26 protein-coding genes and 2 tRNA genes are annotated in these 15,901 nt (G+C 57.6%); 7 read left to right on the top strand and 21 right to left on the bottom strand.

The genetic code is table 11. From position 1 onward, the window contains the following. Positions 1-95: 95 nt before the first annotated feature. Positions 96-1,052: a hypothetical protein gene (locus tag G6L01_RS07910; RefSeq protein ID WP_070164835.1), complete on the bottom strand. Its 957-nt coding sequence runs from the start codon at positions 1,050-1,052 to the stop codon at positions 96-98. Between the two features lie 161 nt (positions 1,053-1,213). Further along, on the bottom strand, positions 1,214-1,654 hold the full coding sequence (gene gloA / locus G6L01_RS07905) for a lactoylglutathione lyase (protein WP_060717831.1): 441 nt from the start codon (positions 1,652-1,654) through the stop codon (positions 1,214-1,216). A gap of 308 nt (positions 1,655-1,962) precedes the next feature. Here gloA and G6L01_RS07900 point away from each other — a divergent pair, with 308 nt between their 5' ends. The 5 genes from G6L01_RS07900 to G6L01_RS07880 all read left to right on the top strand — a co-directional run bounded on the left by G6L01_RS07900 (position 1,963) and on the right by G6L01_RS07880 (position 3,718). Continuing rightward, the gene (locus G6L01_RS07900; protein WP_070150659.1) at positions 1,963-2,541 is read left to right on the top strand and encodes a cold-shock protein; all 579 of its coding nucleotides are present in this window, start codon (positions 1,963-1,965) and stop codon (positions 2,539-2,541) included. A 19-nt stretch (positions 2,542-2,560) separates the two neighbouring features. Continuing rightward, entirely contained in the window at positions 2,561-3,034 is a 474-nt protein-coding gene (locus tag G6L01_RS07895) for a DUF192 domain-containing protein (protein ID WP_081344054.1), read from the top strand. A 96-nt stretch (positions 3,035-3,130) separates the two neighbouring features. After that, a tRNA-Pro gene (locus G6L01_RS07890) sits at positions 3,131-3,207 on the top strand. Between the two features lie 85 nt (positions 3,208-3,292). Then, positions 3,293-3,598, top strand: coding sequence for an ETC complex I subunit (locus G6L01_RS07885; protein ID WP_015916058.1), 306 nt, complete (start codon positions 3,293-3,295; stop codon positions 3,596-3,598). 43 nt (positions 3,599-3,641) lie between these two features. Continuing rightward, positions 3,642-3,718, top strand: a tRNA-Arg gene (locus G6L01_RS07880). A 61-nt stretch (positions 3,719-3,779) separates the two neighbouring features. On the opposite strand, the gene G6L01_RS07875 is transcribed toward G6L01_RS07880, so the two are convergent. From G6L01_RS07875 to G6L01_RS07790, 18 genes are all read right to left on the bottom strand, one after another. Continuing rightward, entirely contained in the window at positions 3,780-4,814 is a 1,035-nt protein-coding gene (locus tag G6L01_RS07875) for a tyrosine-type recombinase/integrase (protein WP_234902229.1), read from the bottom strand. Further along, positions 4,814-4,987, bottom strand: coding sequence for a hypothetical protein (locus G6L01_RS07870; protein WP_174089668.1), 174 nt, complete (start codon positions 4,985-4,987; stop codon positions 4,814-4,816). Before G6L01_RS07870 ends, G6L01_RS07875 begins: the two co-directional genes overlap by 1 nt. Next, positions 4,984-5,226: a hypothetical protein gene (locus tag G6L01_RS07865; protein WP_174109503.1), complete on the bottom strand. Its 243-nt coding sequence runs from the start codon at positions 5,224-5,226 to the stop codon at positions 4,984-4,986. The genes G6L01_RS07870 and G6L01_RS07865 overlap by 4 nt, the downstream gene beginning before the upstream one ends. Before the next feature lie 4 nt (positions 5,227-5,230). Next, positions 5,231-6,415 carry a hypothetical protein gene (locus G6L01_RS07860; RefSeq protein WP_345799427.1) on the bottom strand — a complete coding sequence of 395 codons (1,185 nt, stop codon included), beginning with the start codon at positions 6,413-6,415 and terminating at the stop codon, positions 5,231-5,233. 10 nt (positions 6,416-6,425) lie between these two features. Next, entirely contained in the window at positions 6,426-7,526 is a 1,101-nt protein-coding gene (gene dnaN / locus G6L01_RS07855) for a DNA polymerase III subunit beta (RefSeq protein ID WP_174109502.1), read from the bottom strand. Next, positions 7,523-8,191 carry a hypothetical protein gene (locus tag G6L01_RS07850; RefSeq protein WP_174109501.1) on the bottom strand — a complete coding sequence of 223 codons (669 nt, stop codon included), beginning with the start codon at positions 8,189-8,191 and terminating at the stop codon, positions 7,523-7,525. The genes dnaN and G6L01_RS07850 overlap by 4 nt, the downstream gene beginning before the upstream one ends. Before the next feature lie 119 nt (positions 8,192-8,310). Continuing rightward, positions 8,311-8,532 (bottom strand): hypothetical protein, encoded by a 222-nt coding sequence (locus G6L01_RS07845; RefSeq protein WP_070164829.1) that lies wholly within the window; start codon positions 8,530-8,532, stop codon positions 8,311-8,313. A gap of 228 nt (positions 8,533-8,760) precedes the next feature. Then, positions 8,761-9,030 carry a hypothetical protein gene (locus G6L01_RS07840; protein ID WP_174109500.1) on the bottom strand — a complete coding sequence of 90 codons (270 nt, stop codon included), beginning with the start codon at positions 9,028-9,030 and terminating at the stop codon, positions 8,761-8,763. A 4-nt stretch (positions 9,031-9,034) separates the two neighbouring features. Next, positions 9,035-9,979, bottom strand: a complete 945-nt coding sequence (locus G6L01_RS07835) for a DUF2303 family protein (RefSeq protein WP_174109498.1) — start codon at positions 9,977-9,979, stop codon at positions 9,035-9,037. 58 nt (positions 9,980-10,037) lie between these two features. Further along, positions 10,038-10,382, bottom strand: a complete 345-nt coding sequence (locus tag G6L01_RS07830; protein WP_070150669.1) for a hypothetical protein — start codon at positions 10,380-10,382, stop codon at positions 10,038-10,040. A 30-nt stretch (positions 10,383-10,412) separates the two neighbouring features. Next, a complete protein-coding gene (locus G6L01_RS07825) occupies positions 10,413-10,892 on the bottom strand; it encodes a single-stranded DNA-binding protein (protein ID WP_156621527.1) in 480 nt (159 codons plus the stop codon). Next, the gene (locus G6L01_RS07820) at positions 10,892-11,935 is read right to left on the bottom strand and encodes a phage Gp37/Gp68 family protein (protein WP_174109496.1); all 1,044 of its coding nucleotides are present in this window, start codon (positions 11,933-11,935) and stop codon (positions 10,892-10,894) included. Before G6L01_RS07820 ends, G6L01_RS07825 begins: the two co-directional genes overlap by 1 nt. Then, the gene (locus G6L01_RS07815; protein ID WP_234902228.1) at positions 11,935-12,300 is read right to left on the bottom strand and encodes a hypothetical protein; all 366 of its coding nucleotides are present in this window, start codon (positions 12,298-12,300) and stop codon (positions 11,935-11,937) included. Before G6L01_RS07815 ends, G6L01_RS07820 begins: the two co-directional genes overlap by 1 nt. Further along, entirely contained in the window at positions 12,300-12,737 is a 438-nt protein-coding gene (locus G6L01_RS07810) for a hypothetical protein (RefSeq protein ID WP_174109494.1), read from the bottom strand. Before G6L01_RS07810 ends, G6L01_RS07815 begins: the two co-directional genes overlap by 1 nt. Before the next feature lie 16 nt (positions 12,738-12,753). Continuing rightward, positions 12,754-13,452: a hypothetical protein gene (locus G6L01_RS07805; protein ID WP_174109492.1), complete on the bottom strand. Its 699-nt coding sequence runs from the start codon at positions 13,450-13,452 to the stop codon at positions 12,754-12,756. Next, entirely contained in the window at positions 13,449-13,745 is a 297-nt protein-coding gene (locus G6L01_RS07800; RefSeq protein WP_174109489.1) for a hypothetical protein, read from the bottom strand. Before G6L01_RS07800 ends, G6L01_RS07805 begins: the two co-directional genes overlap by 4 nt. Next, complete coding sequence (locus G6L01_RS07795) at positions 13,742-13,930, bottom strand: hypothetical protein (protein WP_070164819.1); 189 nt, start codon at positions 13,928-13,930, stop codon at positions 13,742-13,744. The genes G6L01_RS07800 and G6L01_RS07795 overlap by 4 nt, the downstream gene beginning before the upstream one ends. A 7-nt stretch (positions 13,931-13,937) precedes the next feature. Then, complete coding sequence (locus G6L01_RS07790) at positions 13,938-14,102, bottom strand: hypothetical protein (protein ID WP_174109487.1); 165 nt, start codon at positions 14,100-14,102, stop codon at positions 13,938-13,940. Between the two features lie 251 nt (positions 14,103-14,353). Here G6L01_RS07790 and G6L01_RS07785 point away from each other — a divergent pair, with 251 nt between their 5' ends. Further along, positions 14,354-14,722, top strand: a complete 369-nt coding sequence (locus G6L01_RS07785) for a hypothetical protein (protein ID WP_174109485.1) — start codon at positions 14,354-14,356, stop codon at positions 14,720-14,722. On the opposite strand, the gene G6L01_RS07780 is transcribed toward G6L01_RS07785, so the two are convergent. Next, positions 14,723-15,436: a S24 family peptidase gene (locus G6L01_RS07780; RefSeq protein WP_174109483.1), complete on the bottom strand. Its 714-nt coding sequence runs from the start codon at positions 15,434-15,436 to the stop codon at positions 14,723-14,725. Positions 15,437-15,529: 93 nt separating this feature from the next. Here G6L01_RS07780 and G6L01_RS07775 point away from each other — a divergent pair, with 93 nt between their 5' ends. Continuing rightward, positions 15,530-15,775: a hypothetical protein gene (locus G6L01_RS07775; protein ID WP_234902227.1), complete on the top strand. Its 246-nt coding sequence runs from the start codon at positions 15,530-15,532 to the stop codon at positions 15,773-15,775. Positions 15,776-15,901: the final 126 nt, after the last annotated feature.

The following is a 15,901-nucleotide window of genomic DNA, read 5'->3' as shown; positions in this document are numbered from 1 at the left end:
GGCGCCCTTATAATCACGTGTTTGGAGGCTGGCAAGCACTGAAATCCAAAATTTTACGGAAAAATGACAGTCCCAAAAATGGGCCAGTCAGCCCGTCATTTGCGTATTTTGGCAAGGAATTTCTTGATGAAACTATCCTTCGTCATGCCCTGAGCCCCAGGCGCCCCCTCAATTTTTTCCATCTCTGTCACGCCAGCTGAATTGGCCATGCCGGGTGCTGCGGTCGGCAGGCTGGTCTGCAACTGCGCTGGTACCGGTGACATCTGTTGTTGTGGCGTCGTTGTCTGTTGCGCCCTTGGCGCCGTACGAACCTTCTTCGGATTAGGTGCGAGACCTGCGAGAATTTCCGCTTTTGAGGCCGGGCGTTGTTTGACAACTTCAGGGGCCGGGGTAGGGGTGACCACAGGCTCTATCGGTTGATTGGCCTGCATCTGAGGCTGTATTTGTGTTTGTGACTGTTCCATCGGCTTTTGCACGCTGTAAACGCTGTTTACCGTGGCCTGGAACGGACGAACAGGCATGTTCGGCGGCACAATGCTATTGGCGGGGCTACTGGCCTGGCTACTGGCCGGGATATTGGCCGATGCAGCGCCGTCATCTGATGGATGAGGCGCGGAATAGAGCCCGGATGAGTTTGACGATGCCGTCTGCTCCGGTCTGGACTGGTTCATTGCCACAACCTGTTCGGCTGACGGCCCCGAGGAGAGAGTGGTGCTGCCATTGGCTCCAGCGGCGCCCGACACCGTCCCGGGCTTGCGATGGCCGGTATTGACGAGGGGGTCGCGATATAAGCCACCCTTATTGGTCTGCGGCGAGACACTGGCTGGATGGGCGGCCGTTTCAACGACATCGGCATCGCCAATCGCGCCTTGTTCCACGATGGGAGGTTGGGTTTTCGTGGTCGCGCAGCCCGCCAGCAAGGCAAGGCCGAAAACGGCGGCAATGCTTTTAGACGCTGGGCTTGTTGGCGCTGGCTTGCCATTCGCACCCTTCGAAAGCCCAGGATTGGCAGTCCACGGGCTTTGGCCGAACAGACGGTTTGGGGACATCATGTCGCTCTCCTTGACGAGACCGCCCGGACCTGTCGATGGTGGGCAGTGTCTATGGTTGGAGCGACCGTGACACAATGAGCTTGCGTCAGGCATGATGCCGCCGCGATGACGGCGGCATCTTAAATGAATATGTCACACGCAAAGACGTTCGGTGGGTAAGGCTACCAAGCGCCGGTATTTGGCATGGAGAGCCAAGGCTCAGCCGGTGCCAATGCGCCGTTTTTCTGAAGGATTTCGATGGAAATGCCGTCTGGTGAGCGCACAAAAGCCATATGGCCATCGCGGGGCGGGCGGTTGATCGTCACGCCATTATCCATCAGTTTCTGGCAGATGGCATAGATGTCGTCCACTTCATAGGCAAGATGGCCGAAATTGCGCCCACCGGCATAGTCTTCCGCATCCCAATTATAGGTCAGTTCGAGGCATGGGGCCATGTCCTGGCTGGCTTTGGCCTTGTCTTCGTCGGCGGCAAGGAAAATCAGCGTGAAGCGGCCTTTTTCATTGTCGATTCGGCGAACTTCGCTCATGCCGAACAAGTCGCAGTAGAATTTCAGGGAGGCATCGACATCCTTGACCCTGACCATTGTGTGAAGATAGCGCATTTTGAAATTCTCCCTATTGCATGCCGCATATGTCGCCTGAGAGCGACGGCTTCAAGCATTGTCATGGCCGTGCCTGAAAAAAATGACATCACGAGAGAAAATGACCGGCCCAAAGAAAATTCGCTGAATAGACCAAGAGGAAAGCGGGAAATCTGCACTCGTCAGTTTCGAACAAGCTACAGGCGCGAAAAAGCAGATGCGAATAACTGAAACTAGGGCTTGCGCAACAGTATTAACAAAATGTTAATCTAGCCTTCGGGAATCAGTAAGCGTTATCCATGTTTGGCGTGTCGAGGGGCGGTTTAGAGATGGCGGATAGAATTTCAGCGAAAGAGTTCGTGGAATTCAGCGGGCTCTCGGAAGAGCCCCTGGATCTTGTCGAAATCACCGGTGTGGTGAAATGGTTCGACGTTGCCAAGGGTTTTGGCTTTATCGTTCCGGATAATGGCATGCAGGACGTCTTGCTACATGTGACCTGCCTGCGCCGGGACGGTTACCAGACCATCCTGGAGGGAACGCGGATTGTCGCGCTGATCCATAAGCGCGATCGGGGCTATCAGGCCTTCCGGGTTCTGTCGATGGACCAGTCGACGGCGACGCACCCTTCGCAAATGCCTCCCATGCGGACCCATGTTCAGGTGACGCCATCTAGCGGGTTGGAGCGGGTTCTGGTCAAATGGTTCAATCGCACCAAAGGCTTCGGCTTCCTGACGCGGGGCGAGGGCACCGAGGACATTTTCGTTCACATGGAAACGCTGCGTCGATTCGGCTTGACAGAATTGCGGCCCGGACAGACAGTACTGGTACGCTTCGGCAATGGCGATAAAGGCCTGATGGCGGCAGAAATTCACCCGGATAACCCTGCGCCGCATGTTATGGCGCATTGATTGTCCCGTATAGTGAGTGATGGGAATGCTGGTTTTTTCTAGAAGCGCCTTTTGGGCGCTTTTTTTCTATATTGCACTCACCCTATCCCCGGCCCTGGCCGAGCAATTTCTCAAAGGGCAAGCCGTCATTCAGACACCGGCCGGTCAGCAGCTCCGTCTTAAGGTGGAATACGCCATCTCCGTTGCGCAGCGAGAGCAGGGCCTGATGGGCCGCACCAAACTTGGCCCGAATGACGGCATGGTTTTCGATTTTGGCGATAGCCGCAATGTGTTGATGTGGATGAAAAACACGCCTTTGCCGCTGGATATGCTGTTTATTGATGAAAAAGGCGTGGTGACCGGGGTTGCGGCGCGGACAAAACCCTATTCCGAGGATTTGATACCTTCGCCTGGTCCGGTACGCTATGTGATTGAGCTGAATGGCGGGCGGGCACAGGCGCTTGGGATCGGTCCTGGCAGCATGGTCACACAGGGAATTGCGCCCCCTCCATAACGCTGCGAACAAAATCATCGAAAAGACGGTTTTTTTTGAGTTTTTCCTGTTGCGATTAAAGAGTGAACCGTGTATCTCCCCATCATTCGGCGGTCACGGAGTGTAGCGCAGTCTGGTAGCGCATCTGGTTTGGGACCAGAGGGTCGGGAGTTCGAATCTCTCCACTCCGACCATTCTTCCGGCGAATCCTTTCGCTGGAAGATGACGGCGAGGAAGGGAAGAGATATAGTCTCTTCGTTTTCATGAGGAATCGGAATTATGTCCGCTAAGATTTACCGTCCTGCAAAAACAGCCATGCAATCCGGAAAAGCCAAGACCCATCTGTGGGTTCTTGAATTCGATGCATCCGAACCTCGGACGATCGACCCGATGATGGGTTATACCAGCTCAGGCGATATGCTCCAGCAGGTCAAGCTGACGTTTGAAACGCAGGAATTGGCCGAAGCCTACGCTCAGCGCAATGGAATCGATTACCGCGTTATCCAGCCAAAGGAACCGCGCCGCCAGTCGGTTTCCTACACAGACAATTTCCGCTTCAGCCGCCTCCAGCCCTGGACGCATTAATTCTATCTGCTGCTGCCTCTGGCCCGTGATACGGGCCAACACCGGCCCCTTAGCTCAGCTGGATAGAGCACCTGCCTTCTAAGCAGGTTGTCGCAGGTTCGAGTCCTGCAGGGGTCGCCAATACCATATGTAAGGCATTGATATTATTGAAGGTGCGACCAGTCGGGGATATAGGTGCGACCTACATTCTGTTCGACAGACGTTCCGAAGCGCTCCTGGCGAGCTTCTTTTTATCTGCTTCTTTGGTGTAGATTTCCGCCATTGAGAGGCGAGACCACCCATACATTGCCATGAGTTCGTGAGCGGTCGCTCCTTCATCGGCTGCGATTGTCGCGCCGGCTTTTCTGAGGCCGTGCGCTCGGCACACGTCAGGCAGCCCGGCTGCCTTGCACTGTTTTGCAAACCAGTTCCCGAACGACGCGCCGGAGCTGAAGGGTTTCCCCTTTTCCGTCGTCAAAAAGGCGAGGTCGCCCGTTGGCGTTGCGTCTATCGATTCCTGCAGTTGCTTGAAAACTGGAAGGTAGACCCATTGCTTGGTCTTCTCGGTTCGAAGAGAGATCAAGCCGTCCTTCATGTGCTGCCGACCGACAACGACCGCATCGCCGCGGCGCAATCCGAGGAAAAGCAGGATGTCGATAGCAAGGCGTGGCTTCGTGCCGATCTTGTGGCGTGTGCGGTAGCGTTCGACTTGTTCAACAGTCCAAGTGTGAAAACCGTCCGATCGCACGCTGAGCTTCGAAACGCCGATGCACGGGTTGATCTCGATGTAACCAGCCTCAACTGCCCACTTGAAAAGATGGCTCATGGTTTTCAGGAAGTTATTTGCAGCATTTGGGGTTGCTGCGCGCTTATCGATTCCTGCTTTGATCTTTCCCTTGGTGATGTCGACAAAAGGGCCGTTGCCATTTTTGGGGTCGGCAATAATCTGCTTTAAAATGTTATCGCGCGCTCGTCTGGTCGCGGGCGCCAGCCGCGCGAAGACGCCGCTGCGCTTGTATTGATCGACCAGCCAGACCAGTGAGCCGCTTTTTGCCTTTGGCTTTTCTGGCATTGGTTTAGATCCGGATAAGGCTGCCTCGTAGGCCGCCTGGAATTCTTCGCTGCCGTAGACATCGGGCAGCCGCACGCGCCGGCCATTCCGTTTGAAATACCATACCATTTTCCCATGGCGGGTCTTCTCATGCGACAGGAATGGTTTGCGCGGCATCGTGTCCATCACAGATCAAAATCCTCATATCGCGCAATCTGCGGCTTTTGGGTAGTGGGATGATCTGGGGCAACGCGAAAGATCTTCCCATCGATCTCAACCTCAACGCGGACGCCGTCGCGCTTGGCGATCTTTGCCATGCGGGATAGGTCGGCTGTTTTGATAATAGCTGGTGTTGTCATTTTGCCTCCCTCCGCGGTCCCATGGTTTCGGCATTCATCAGATGTGCCGCAAGGTTTGTCCCGGCGTGGCAGACGCCGGCGACGGTGATTTCACCGTTGGCTATGGTGAAGCCAGCGCGGCATTTATATTTGACGACTGCCCAGCCTTTGGCGGTGTCGACATCCAGCACGATCCGGTCGGCGCCGCAGCATGGGCAGCGGGTGGTGGATTGGAGTTTGTAGGCGCGGGCGGTGCTCATGTCCTCAATCCAATCTCGGATCGCCGGTTGGCATCATGCCGCGCAGGAAGCTTTCGCGTTGCGCCTGGTCGTGCCGCGCCTTTTCCTCCGGTGACATGGCGTCGTAGATGGCTTTGGCTTTGGCGATACTCTCGAGCATTTCCGGGCTGGCAGCGGGGCAGTCTGTCGGCAGCACTGCAAATCTGCGGGCGGGGCGCAGGTTTTTCTCGCTGTAGATGTGGCAGAACGATCCGCCACCATCGGCCTGATGTTCGACCACGTAGCGGACGGCGCCGCGTGTTGTGGCGAAGATGCCGCGCACCTCGCCCTTGGCTGTGTAGTCGCCGGTGTATTTTTCGACTAGGTCGCCAATTGTGAAGGGCATGGGAACGGGCAAGGCGCAAAGGCCGAAGAGTTCGGTCGATGTGGGTTTGCCAAAGTCCTTCAGCGCGAAATCGCGGACGGTTTGCTTGCCGAGATCGAAAGCAGTGAGGAGCCATTGCGGTTCCGGGTGCCACTCGGTCGAGCCAAACCAGATATTCTTGGGTAGGATGGTGCGCTCTGATGTTTCGCCGCGATAGTTGGTGTAGGTGAGAGTGACTGGATTGGCGCGCTCGTGGTCATAAGCCCGATAGCCGATGACGTGGGCCTGTTGCCGATCCATTAGGATTGCGCAATGTCCATCAATCTCCCGGACGGAATACGGCTGGTCACTGTTGAGGAATTCGGTAAAGCCCGCATCGTCGTTATGATAGGTAATTGGCCCCTGCGCTGGCGCTGTAGTATCGTCGGAAGGCGGCGCCATTATTTTGCCGTCACCGCGATGGTCCACGCATTTGCCTCTGGCCATCATGTCGGCAACATGCTCCGGCGCGAAGCTGGCTGGTTCAAATGGATCGACAGGGCGGGTAAAAGACTGGCTGGAATGGTTCATCGTCCTATAGTCAGGATCGGATATTGCCAGCATGTCCTGCTTGGTAGCGGATATTGGTGTTTCTTTTTTTGCGCTAGACAAAAATGCTTCCATAAATTCATCGGGTGAAAGTTCACCCTCATAGTATGGTTGCCCGTTTGCGAGGAACTTTAGCCTTCCCTCTTTAGCGGCCCCGTGCTTTATCGTTTGCACCACGATAAACCAGTCCAAGCCATTGGGCATCGGGTCAGCTACGTGCTGCGTTGCATTTACGTTTTTATCAGTGATTTCCATCATCTCTCTCCAATCACACCCGCATCGGCATCAGCACGATGAGGTTTTCTTCGTGGTCGCCATCGGCCCGCAGGATGGCGGGGCTGCCGGCGGTTTCCATGGCCAGGGTGAGCGGGCCGTCGCCGAGGTGGGTCAGGGCGTCCAGGACGTATTTGCCGTTGAAGCCGGCTTCGATTTCCAGCGGGCCTTCGACCGGAATGGTTTCCTCGGCCGATCCGGCGTCGGGGTTGTTGACGGACAGCTGCAACTGGCCATCCGAAAACTTGAACTTAACGGCCCGGCCTTTCTCGCTGGAAATGACGATGACGCGCTCGACGGCGGGCCTGATGGCCTTGGCCTCAAACTCAGCCTTCGCCGCGCCCGCCTGCGGAATGACGCGGGTATAATCCGGGAAAGTGCCGTCGATCAGCTTTGAGACGATCCGCAGGCCGGGCATGGTGATAGAGATTCTGCTATCCGTCGCCTCCAGCGTCACGTCGCCATCGGGCAGGTGTGCCAGCAACGCAGTAACTAGCTTGCGCGGCAGGATGATGCGATCAGGGGCAACACCCTCGATGCGCAGCCAGCGCTTGGCCAGGCGGTGGCCGTCCGTCGCCACCAGCAAGGCCCCATCGGCGCCTGGCTCAATAAAGACACCATTCAGATAATAGCGAGTCTCTTCCGTGGAAATGGCGAAGGCGACGGAGGTGAGCGCGGCTTTCAGCCCCGCCGCAGAGACAGTGCAATGCGTGGGTTTGTCAGCGGTGAAATCCGGCATGATCGGCAGATCGGCCAGCGGCAGCACCTGGAGCTGAAACTTCGACCGGCCAGACGAGACGATGGCTTGCGTCTTGTCCGCATCCAGATTGATCTTCACCTGCACGCCATCCGGCAGCTTGCCAACGATATCGTCCAGCAGCTTGGCCGCGATCGTGAACGGGTGGAAATCCATATCAAGATCGGCCGCGAGATCGACGGTGCCTTCAATGTCGAGATCTGTCATGCGCAGTTGCAGGCCAGAGGCCCCGCGCTCAAAGCCTACATTGGACAGAATCGGGATGGTGTTGCGGGTCTCGACAATGCTCTTGCGGATCTTCAACGCGGCGGCGAGGGCGGATTTGCTGGCGGTGATCATGTTGAAACCCTGTCGATATTGGATTTGATGACGCGGAAGGTGTAGGCAGCGACCCATGGGTTCGGCCACATGCTCGGGTCATCGCCGTATTTTTTGGGGAACTTGTTCAAGGTGTGGAAATAGTTGAGGAAAGCGCCGCCCGCTGTCGAAAGGCAGTGATCGATATCCATCACCTTGCCGCTATCGACCGGACCCCAATCCATTGACCAGCCGATGTCTTCCAAGGCATCGCCGCGGCATTTCGGCCGGTAGGTCGCGCCTTCTGCAATGGCATCGGCATCCGTGATATCTTGCATTCGCATGACGCGGACATCAGTGATGACAAGGGTGAGGCGCGAGTGTTTTCGAAACATGAAGCGGCCCAGACGCTTGTGCCAAGCCGGGGTGGCCGGGTCATGGTGGTGCCGCCCCTTTCGAAACACTTCCGGCGCTTCGAAACGGATTCCAGGGCTATCCTCGACAAAATGCCATTTCTGGCGACCTTGTTTGGTCCGGGCGTTTTCGGAGGTTTCCCAATGGCCGTAACGATAGTGTTCTTCGCAAACGTAGAGCCGGTCGCCGCGCTTGATCTTGATGTCTAGCTCGCCGGCATAATTGCCATAGACACTCCGCCGCTCGAAAGAATGGTATGGGTCTGCATCAAACGGGCGAATGTTTTTTCGCACTATGCTGATACCTGGTGCAGGCTGAAACTCTAGCCCGCGCCGAGTTTGTGTCTTCGTCCCGGCAAGCAGGGCAAGGATCATTGGTCCGCTGAAAAGGATTGGTTTCCCGGCCATTGTCTCTATCCCTCACTGATTTGGGTGATAGGCTTGGCATTGCCAGCCATGTATTTCTGAGCCTGGACCATCAGCCGCAGGCCGCTGAAAATCTGTTTGGCGATCTCGGCTCGCACTTTCGCTTCGTGCGCCGTGATCGTGCCGCTGCGCAATTCGGCCAGGTCTTGCCGCAGGCCGGTGATGATGCCGGGTACGTCGAAGGCGCTACCGATGTCTGAATTGTCCATTGTGGATTTCCCATTGCAAAAGGCTGATCATGGCGTCCAGTTGCCGGAGGACGTGGAAATTGCGGCGGTTGAAAACCGGCCCGGAGATTTTGTTGCCCCAGCGTGAGGCGCAGGATTTGCAGATCGGTGGCCGCTCTGGCGGACCAACCCGTGACACATATTCGTAGGGTCTCGGCTGCGGCACGTCCTTTTCGCAAATCAAACAGGTGAAGAGCGGCGGATCGGCATTCATAGCCCGGAGCCTTTCAGCTTGTCGGCGGCGAGTTCGCCGGCTGTGGTCAGGGTCAATGGGTTTCGGTTGCCCCGCTCCAGCACCAGCCCATGGTTGATCAAGGCCTTGATGGTGGCGGCGGCAATGGAGAGGTTGCCCACTCGCCAGCCGCCCCGTTCGCGTCCGTTGAAGCGATAGAAGCGGATGGCCAGCAGGGCTTCCCGCTGGGCTGGCGTCAGGGTCGCATTCGGATCGGTCACGGCGGGGTTGCTGGCGAGTGGAGTCATGGTGTTAGACCGTCACTTCCGGCTTGCCTTCGTAGGCAGGCAGGGCCGTCTCTTTTTTGGCGCTGTCCAGATCGGCGCGCACCTGGTCGGTGATGTGGGTGTCCGGCCGGTAGAGGTGGAAGCTCCAGACCACGGCCCCATTCTTGACGCGGTAGCGCAGGCGCACCGGAATGCGGGCCTTGGTGCCCATGAAGAACGGCGCGATGGAAAGGATGAACAGGCCAGGCACAGAAATCTTGGCGCCGGTTGCGTCCCGATGCACTTCCTCGAAAGTGATCTGGCCTTCACCGCTTTGCAGGGTGACGTTGTTCTTCACGCTGCTTTCGACATTGACCTGCAAACCGCGCGACAGAGTAACCAGCTCGTTCGGATAGGCGGTTTTCAGGCTGAATGTGTCCAGGTATTCGTCAATTTCCGCCTGCGTCGGTGCGGCCAGATCAGGGATATGATCTTCGATCCACTGCGCAAAATCCGTCTGGTTCATGGGTTCGCCGTTTTGCGCGACCCATGCCTGCCATTCTTCCGACAGCGGGAATGGATATTTGATCCGGTGCTTGCAGTTGTCGGCAGTGCCGCCGCTTTCCGCCTGATGGTAATCGATCACGGCGGTGATGCTGGGTTCCTTCCAGTCGGTTTCGGCGAAAATCACGCTGTCGCCGGTCTTGTGGCGATTGACCAGACTGATGAAGCTTTCCAGCGTTTTGACTTCCGCTGTGCCGAGCTTGACGCGGGGCTTTTCACGGTATTCCTCCAGCAGCGGCTTGACGGAGATTGCCTTGCCCCCATTGCGGTCGATCAATACCGGGATCTGGGATGGCAAGCCGTGGATGGTTTCGGGCAGCTCAACGCGCACCAGAGTGGTGCCCGCGTCGTCGGCCATCTCGCGGATGGCGCTGATATCGAGGGTCAGCGGTTGCAGGCTGCCGACGAGGGTGTCAATTTCTGTCATGGTCATGCTCCTTGGGGTTTAAAGGCTGTGAAACTTGGAAAGCGAAGAGGGGAAAGGGTCAGTTCTGGCGTGTGCTTTCGATGACGCGCGGGCCGCCGAACATGTCGCGCTGGCTGGGATGTTCGGTGGAAAGCGCACCTTCATCCGTTGCCCAGAAGACATCGCCCCGGCGCTGCACCTTCGGCGTCTTTGTCTTGATCTCGTTGCTGACGTTGACCATGTCGTTGTGCATTTCGAACTTCATGATCAGGCTGACTTCGCCCTTGAATTTCGTCTTCGGGCTTTCCTGCGAGAGATCGTGCAGAATGGTGATGACCTCTTTCAGCGTACGCGACAGGTCGGTGTTCAACTCTCCTTGTTCGAGCACGCCCAGCAACACGCTGGCTTCATTTATGACTTTCATCGGATTGGTCCTTTCGGGGTTGGGAAGGCGCTAAAAAGGGATGTCGTCATCCATGTCGCGGCTGAAATTGCCGCTGGTGCCGGGCGCAGCGCGGCTGCCGGTGTCGCGGCTTTGGCCGTAATCATCCGGGCTATCGACGGCGGGCGGGCGGTTGGAAGAGTTGCTGCCCAACATGGTCAGGGTGGCGTTGAAACCGTTCAGCACGATCTCGGTGCTGTAGCGATCGTTGCCGCTCTGGTCCTGCCATTTGCGGGTTTGCAGCTTGCCCTCGATGTAGACGTGAGCGCCTTTTTTCAGGTACTGCTCGGCCACCTTGCAGAGACCTTCGGTGAAAATCACCACGCTGTGCCACTCGGTCTTTTCCTTGCGGTCACCGGATGTGCGGTCGCGCCAGCTCTCGGATGTGGCCACCCGCAGATTGGCAATCGGCTTGCCGTCCTGGGTGCGGCGGATCTCCGGATCGGCGCCGAGGTAGCCAATGAGAATGACTTTGTTGACGGAACCGGCCATTATGCAGCCCTCCCAACGGGAAATCCGTTATGCTCAACACTATCCAGCAGGCGACCGGCGGCTTTCTTGGTGATTTTCTGCATGGGCCAGCCATCATCTGAGCGTTTGCCATCCATGTTGATCCGGCAGAAGCCAAGCCTGTCTGTCGGCCACTCTCCGTCGTTGGCCTGGAGTGGCGCCCATTGCCCCCATTGCTTGAACAGGAACGGCACGCCCGCCGCTGCGCATTGGTCGCGCAGGGATCTTGCCCAATCCGGATGCATGGGCCGGGCATTGCGCCCGCTTTCGCCACCGGCAACAACCCAATCGAGGCCACGTGCAAATTGCTCTACGCGGCTTGTGAATTCTGGGACATCGTGCCAGCGAGTGCCGCGCAAGGCGTCGAAAAACCAATTGCCCTGGCACATGTCTGTCAGGTCGAGGCCGCCCAACAGCGGCTCCGCGCTGATCCACCGCACCGCCGCCGGGGTATCCAGCAGGATGGGAATGCGCTGTTCGGCGCGCGACTGATCTTCGACGGATACGCCCAGCCAGATGTTGCTTGGAGGAGTTTTTAGGGCCTCCACTACAAATTCATACACGGCATCAGGGTCGTTTTTCCCCCAATGCCAGGCCGCCCATTTTGAAATGTGTGGCGTTCTTTTGGGAAGCTGGCGCATGTAGTCCCACATCCGCTCCGGCCGCTTGGTCAGCACCTGAAAGGTATGGTGTGGTGCCAGCGCCATGACGGCAAAGACCTGATCAATCCATTCGTCTGGCACGCCTTCGGCAAACAGATCGCCATGGGCGCAGACAAAGATCATCCGCGGCCTTTTCCATTTCAGGGGTTCGGTCAGCCATTGCGCGTTGAAACGAACCTCGCCGGTCCAGACCGGCCCGGCCTTGCTGTCTTTTGTCAGACCTGCACGGCTGGGATGGTGCTGCAAGCGCGTGCCTGCCAGCTTCATGGCGTAGCAATTGGTGCAGGCGGGTGAGACAATGGAGCATCCGGTAATGGGGTTCCAGGTGGCGTCGGTCCATTCGATAGGGGTGTTATCAGCCATCACGCACCTGCCGATTCTGATGGATTGGTGGCTTTTTCGCCAATTCCCATCGATAGCTTACCGTGTGCGGCAAGGTCGGAAACGCGCGCTACAAGCTCGCAAATCTGATCGGGCCAAACCCACCAGACAGGGAAAGTTCCCTCCGCATCGGCGCGGTGTAAATCAGCGCCGCAGCGCATACGGCGACCGATGCTATCAAAGCACATCGCTGTGAAATGATTGCCGCGCCAGCCTTTCCCTTCGCCATGCTCGGTGTTCCTGTATTCAGGATGGCAGGTTAGCCAGGAAGATGCTTTGTTCACCCACTGCTGAAAGCTGGTAAATTGCTGGCCTTCGAAGGGTGGCGCTATGCGTTGATTATCCATCACGCACCGCCTTCCAAGGCATCCAGCACTTCGTCGAGTGATGTGCAGATTGCGTTCGCCATCAGTGCCATCAGTTCCGGCTCTTCGCCATCGCGGGTCCAGATGATCAGGCGCTTGCCGCGACCGGCGAACCATCCGGCTTCCAGGTGTGCCGAACGTCCGCAGGGTAGGAGCAGGATGCAGGTGTCTGCCCACTCCATGCCTCGGAAGTCGTTCATGTAGCCGAGTGCAGCCGTGGGATGGGTGGTCAGTAGGTCGCGGTATTTCTTCGCATCCCATGCCTGCCAGTCAGGATCAATTTCGGACCACGCGAAGCCCTTGACGCCGTTTGGCGGGTTTCGAAAATCGTAGACAAAGTGACCGGCATTGCGCAGCGTCTGGACGGCGAGCGGCTGCGACGTATTCCGCCAGCTGGATGCAAGGTAGATTCTGGACATAAAAAACTCCTCCAGTTCACCGGCCCTTGGCCGGCTTGGAAATATGGGCGAGGTGGGCCAGCCGGCAGGCGTCTATGCGGTCCTGGCCGATCAGGCGGATGGCGAGTTTGATGAAGGCTTCTTCGGCCTTGGCCGGACCCCATGGGGTGATCGCGCCCTTCAGCTTCGGCTGCGGATATTTGCCAATCGGGTAAAGCTCCTGGCCGCGCAGAAACAGCGCGCGCGCCTCGGCACCCAGCATCATCAGGTCCATGTCGTGGACCAGCTTGCGGTGATTGTTGCGCCAGGCGGCAGGCGCGGGCAGGCCGAGCGCGGTATAGATCACCGTGTCCCAGCCGGTTTTCAGCGTCTGCATGGCGCGGCGGAAGGCGACGGCATAGGCGGGGTCCGCCGTCTGCTGGGTGATGATCGCGGCCAGCGCGTCTTGCGCCGGGCGGGTCCAGTCGCCCACAACGAATTCATGCCCGTCGTGAAACAGGAACAGCGCGGCCACAATAGGATCGACGCGCTCGTGCAACAGCGCCTCGGTGCCCATAACGCTGTGCTGGGCAACGCTAAACCCGCCCGCTTCCGGCACGCCATTGTAACGGTTGATGCGCGAAAGCCCTGCGGCCATCTTATAGACGCAGACCTCGCCGACATCAGGCGCAACCATATCCAGCACCGAACCATCGGCGCGGAACGACGAAACCGGGGCGCGGGCGAGGCGGGTCATGAGCGATTGTCCAGCGCAACGTTGATGCGCGCCTGGAGAAATTTCGGCCATGCCGGATAGCCAACGGCAGGCGTTCCGCCGAAATGGTATTGCCAGATGAATTCTGCCCGGTCGTGCGCAGGCAGGTTGGCGGCAAAGGAAAGGGCGGCCTCGGCGCTGACACGGCGGACGCGATCGTCCACATAGGCCCTACGCAACGTGCTGTTTGAATTCCACAAATACAGTATCCAGCCGAAACAGCAGATCACCAGGAGGATCAGGACATAAGCCTGCATCAAGACGTCAGGCGTCATCGCGCAACCTCCAGCGTCAGCAGTCGCAGTTGATTGCGCAGCGTGAAGGGGAGATCGCACAGCTCTTTGATCGGCGTGTTGGTGTCGATCATCGTGCAGGGGTCGATTTCCCTGAATGTGCGGACAAGGGCCATTTTCAGGGTGTAGTTCTCGCGGATCAGGGCGTCTTGCTCTTGCGGTGTCATGGCCGCCTCACACGCCGCAAGCGACCATGAAGCCGATGGCGAGAGCGCAGGGCAGCATGAAATAGATTTGGTGGCGGGCGATGAAAGCGCCGGTGCGGCGCAGGTCAAAGCGGGTGGCGGGCGAAGGGACGCAAAAAGGCACCATCACCAATTGCAGTGATTTGAAAGACATGATCTGTTCCCCGTTGATGGCCCGGTTGCCCGCCGCCCGGTGGATCTGTAGGGGCAATGGCGGCGGGCCTCGGGGTAGCCACCGTGTGGTTTCGGTGGATGCGGACAAACATATGCGGACAAATAACCGCTGTCAACGGAAAATGCGGACAAAATGCCGCTCATAGTTTGAGGCTTGATTCTGTGAGATTAATTTGGATTTTTGGGCTTCTGGCTGGAAGCCTGGCCGCATTCCCCGCGATGGCTGGGCCGATGAATGGCATCGAACAGGTGTGCGACTATGCGCCGAACGCAGATGATTGCGAGGCTGCAAAACTGAATTTCACGAAGATGGATCTTCCGTCTGCCTTAAAAGGGAAGGCGCTTTCTCAGCGTAATGTCGCGGCATGTCTGGAAAAAGGATGTGACGGCGCAATGGCGCCAGATCTTCCGGCGGCCTGCGCCTGGAATATGGTGGTTGTCACATCGAATGCCTTGACTGATTCGTCCGACGCTGCAAACTATCGCCGAACCTGCATGAAGGCGGGGAAATCTGGCCTTGCGAATGCGCGGGTCATGGCGGAACAGGCATTTCGAATGATCTACAAACGAAAAATGCCTGAGTCGCCGTCGATGTTCTGATTAGACGCCGAACAGCTCGTTGATCGTCAAAACCTTATGGATAGCGGTGACGTAGTCGCGGTTGAGTTCAACCTCGCTGCCGACCGGATTGCGCTTTCCAAGCACGAGTATTTTTTCTGTCTGGCGGACGTAAATGCCTAAAGATGCTTCATTATCGCTGTGTTTTGCCATGCGGCTCTGGACGACGACGATATCGCCAGGGCGGGCAGGACGATGGGGATTTACATAGATCAGGTCGCCCGCGAAATATTGCGGTTCCATCGACGACCCTTCAACGTAGAGCGCATAGATGTCCCTAGCGCCCGCCAGCGCGTGCGGGCGGCGGACGTAGTCGACGATACCACCTTCGAGCTGGAAAGCCCCGCGTACATGGGAACCTGCGGCGGTGCCCATGACCGGAATATCCATGGATGTTTCCGGCGCGGGCGCCTCTGGTGGGGTATTGGTGTTAGCAAAAACCTTAGGCATGCTGGTGAGCGGGGTCGATGCCGTGACTATTGATGGTTCGTCCGCGCCGGTCAGTAACCATGCTTCTGAACATTGCAGGGCGCTGGCCAGTTTGCGCAGCGTTGCCCCGCGCGGTGACGAGGCCGGGCGTTCCAGTAGCTTTCTCAAATAGCTCCGCTCGCCGCCCATCGCCTTCGAGGCAGCTTCCTCACTCATATTCAGGTCGTTCAGGCGCTGGCGAATGCGCTCGTGCAAATCGTTTTTCATGTGCGGATTATCGTCCGCAAATGAGGAAAATGGAACGCGGACATTTATCTGTTGACAATGCGGTTTTTTGTCCGCATTTTGGACGACATGAACATGAGAGAGCAAATTCTTCTGGTTGCCGATGTCTATGGCGCACAACGCGGTATCAGCCGTAAGCGCGTCTCGACACTTGTGCTGAACCGTGGCTCCAAGCTCGATGACATTGCCGGCGGATGCGACATTCTCACTGCAATTTTCGAGCGTGCCATGGAGTGGTTCTCGGCCAACTGGCCAGAGGGTGCTCATTGGCCGGATGAGGTCGTCCGTCCTGGTATTAGAATTCCGGAGGTCGTCGAATGAACTGTTTTCCTCGCTTCCGTTCCTCCCGCGCCGGGTTTGGGTATTGCCCGGTGCCACCTGCCGAGGGGGCCGCCCCATGGTCTCCTCGGCTGTTTCTTCATGGTGGGGCATACGATCCTCGCGAGT

The organism is Agrobacterium vitis, from assembly GCF_013337045.2.
Classification (GTDB): domain Bacteria; phylum Pseudomonadota; class Alphaproteobacteria; order Rhizobiales; family Rhizobiaceae; genus Allorhizobium; species Allorhizobium vitis_B.
The sequence above is the reverse complement of the archived record's forward strand: the minus strand, read 5'-3'. Positions and strand labels throughout refer to the sequence as shown.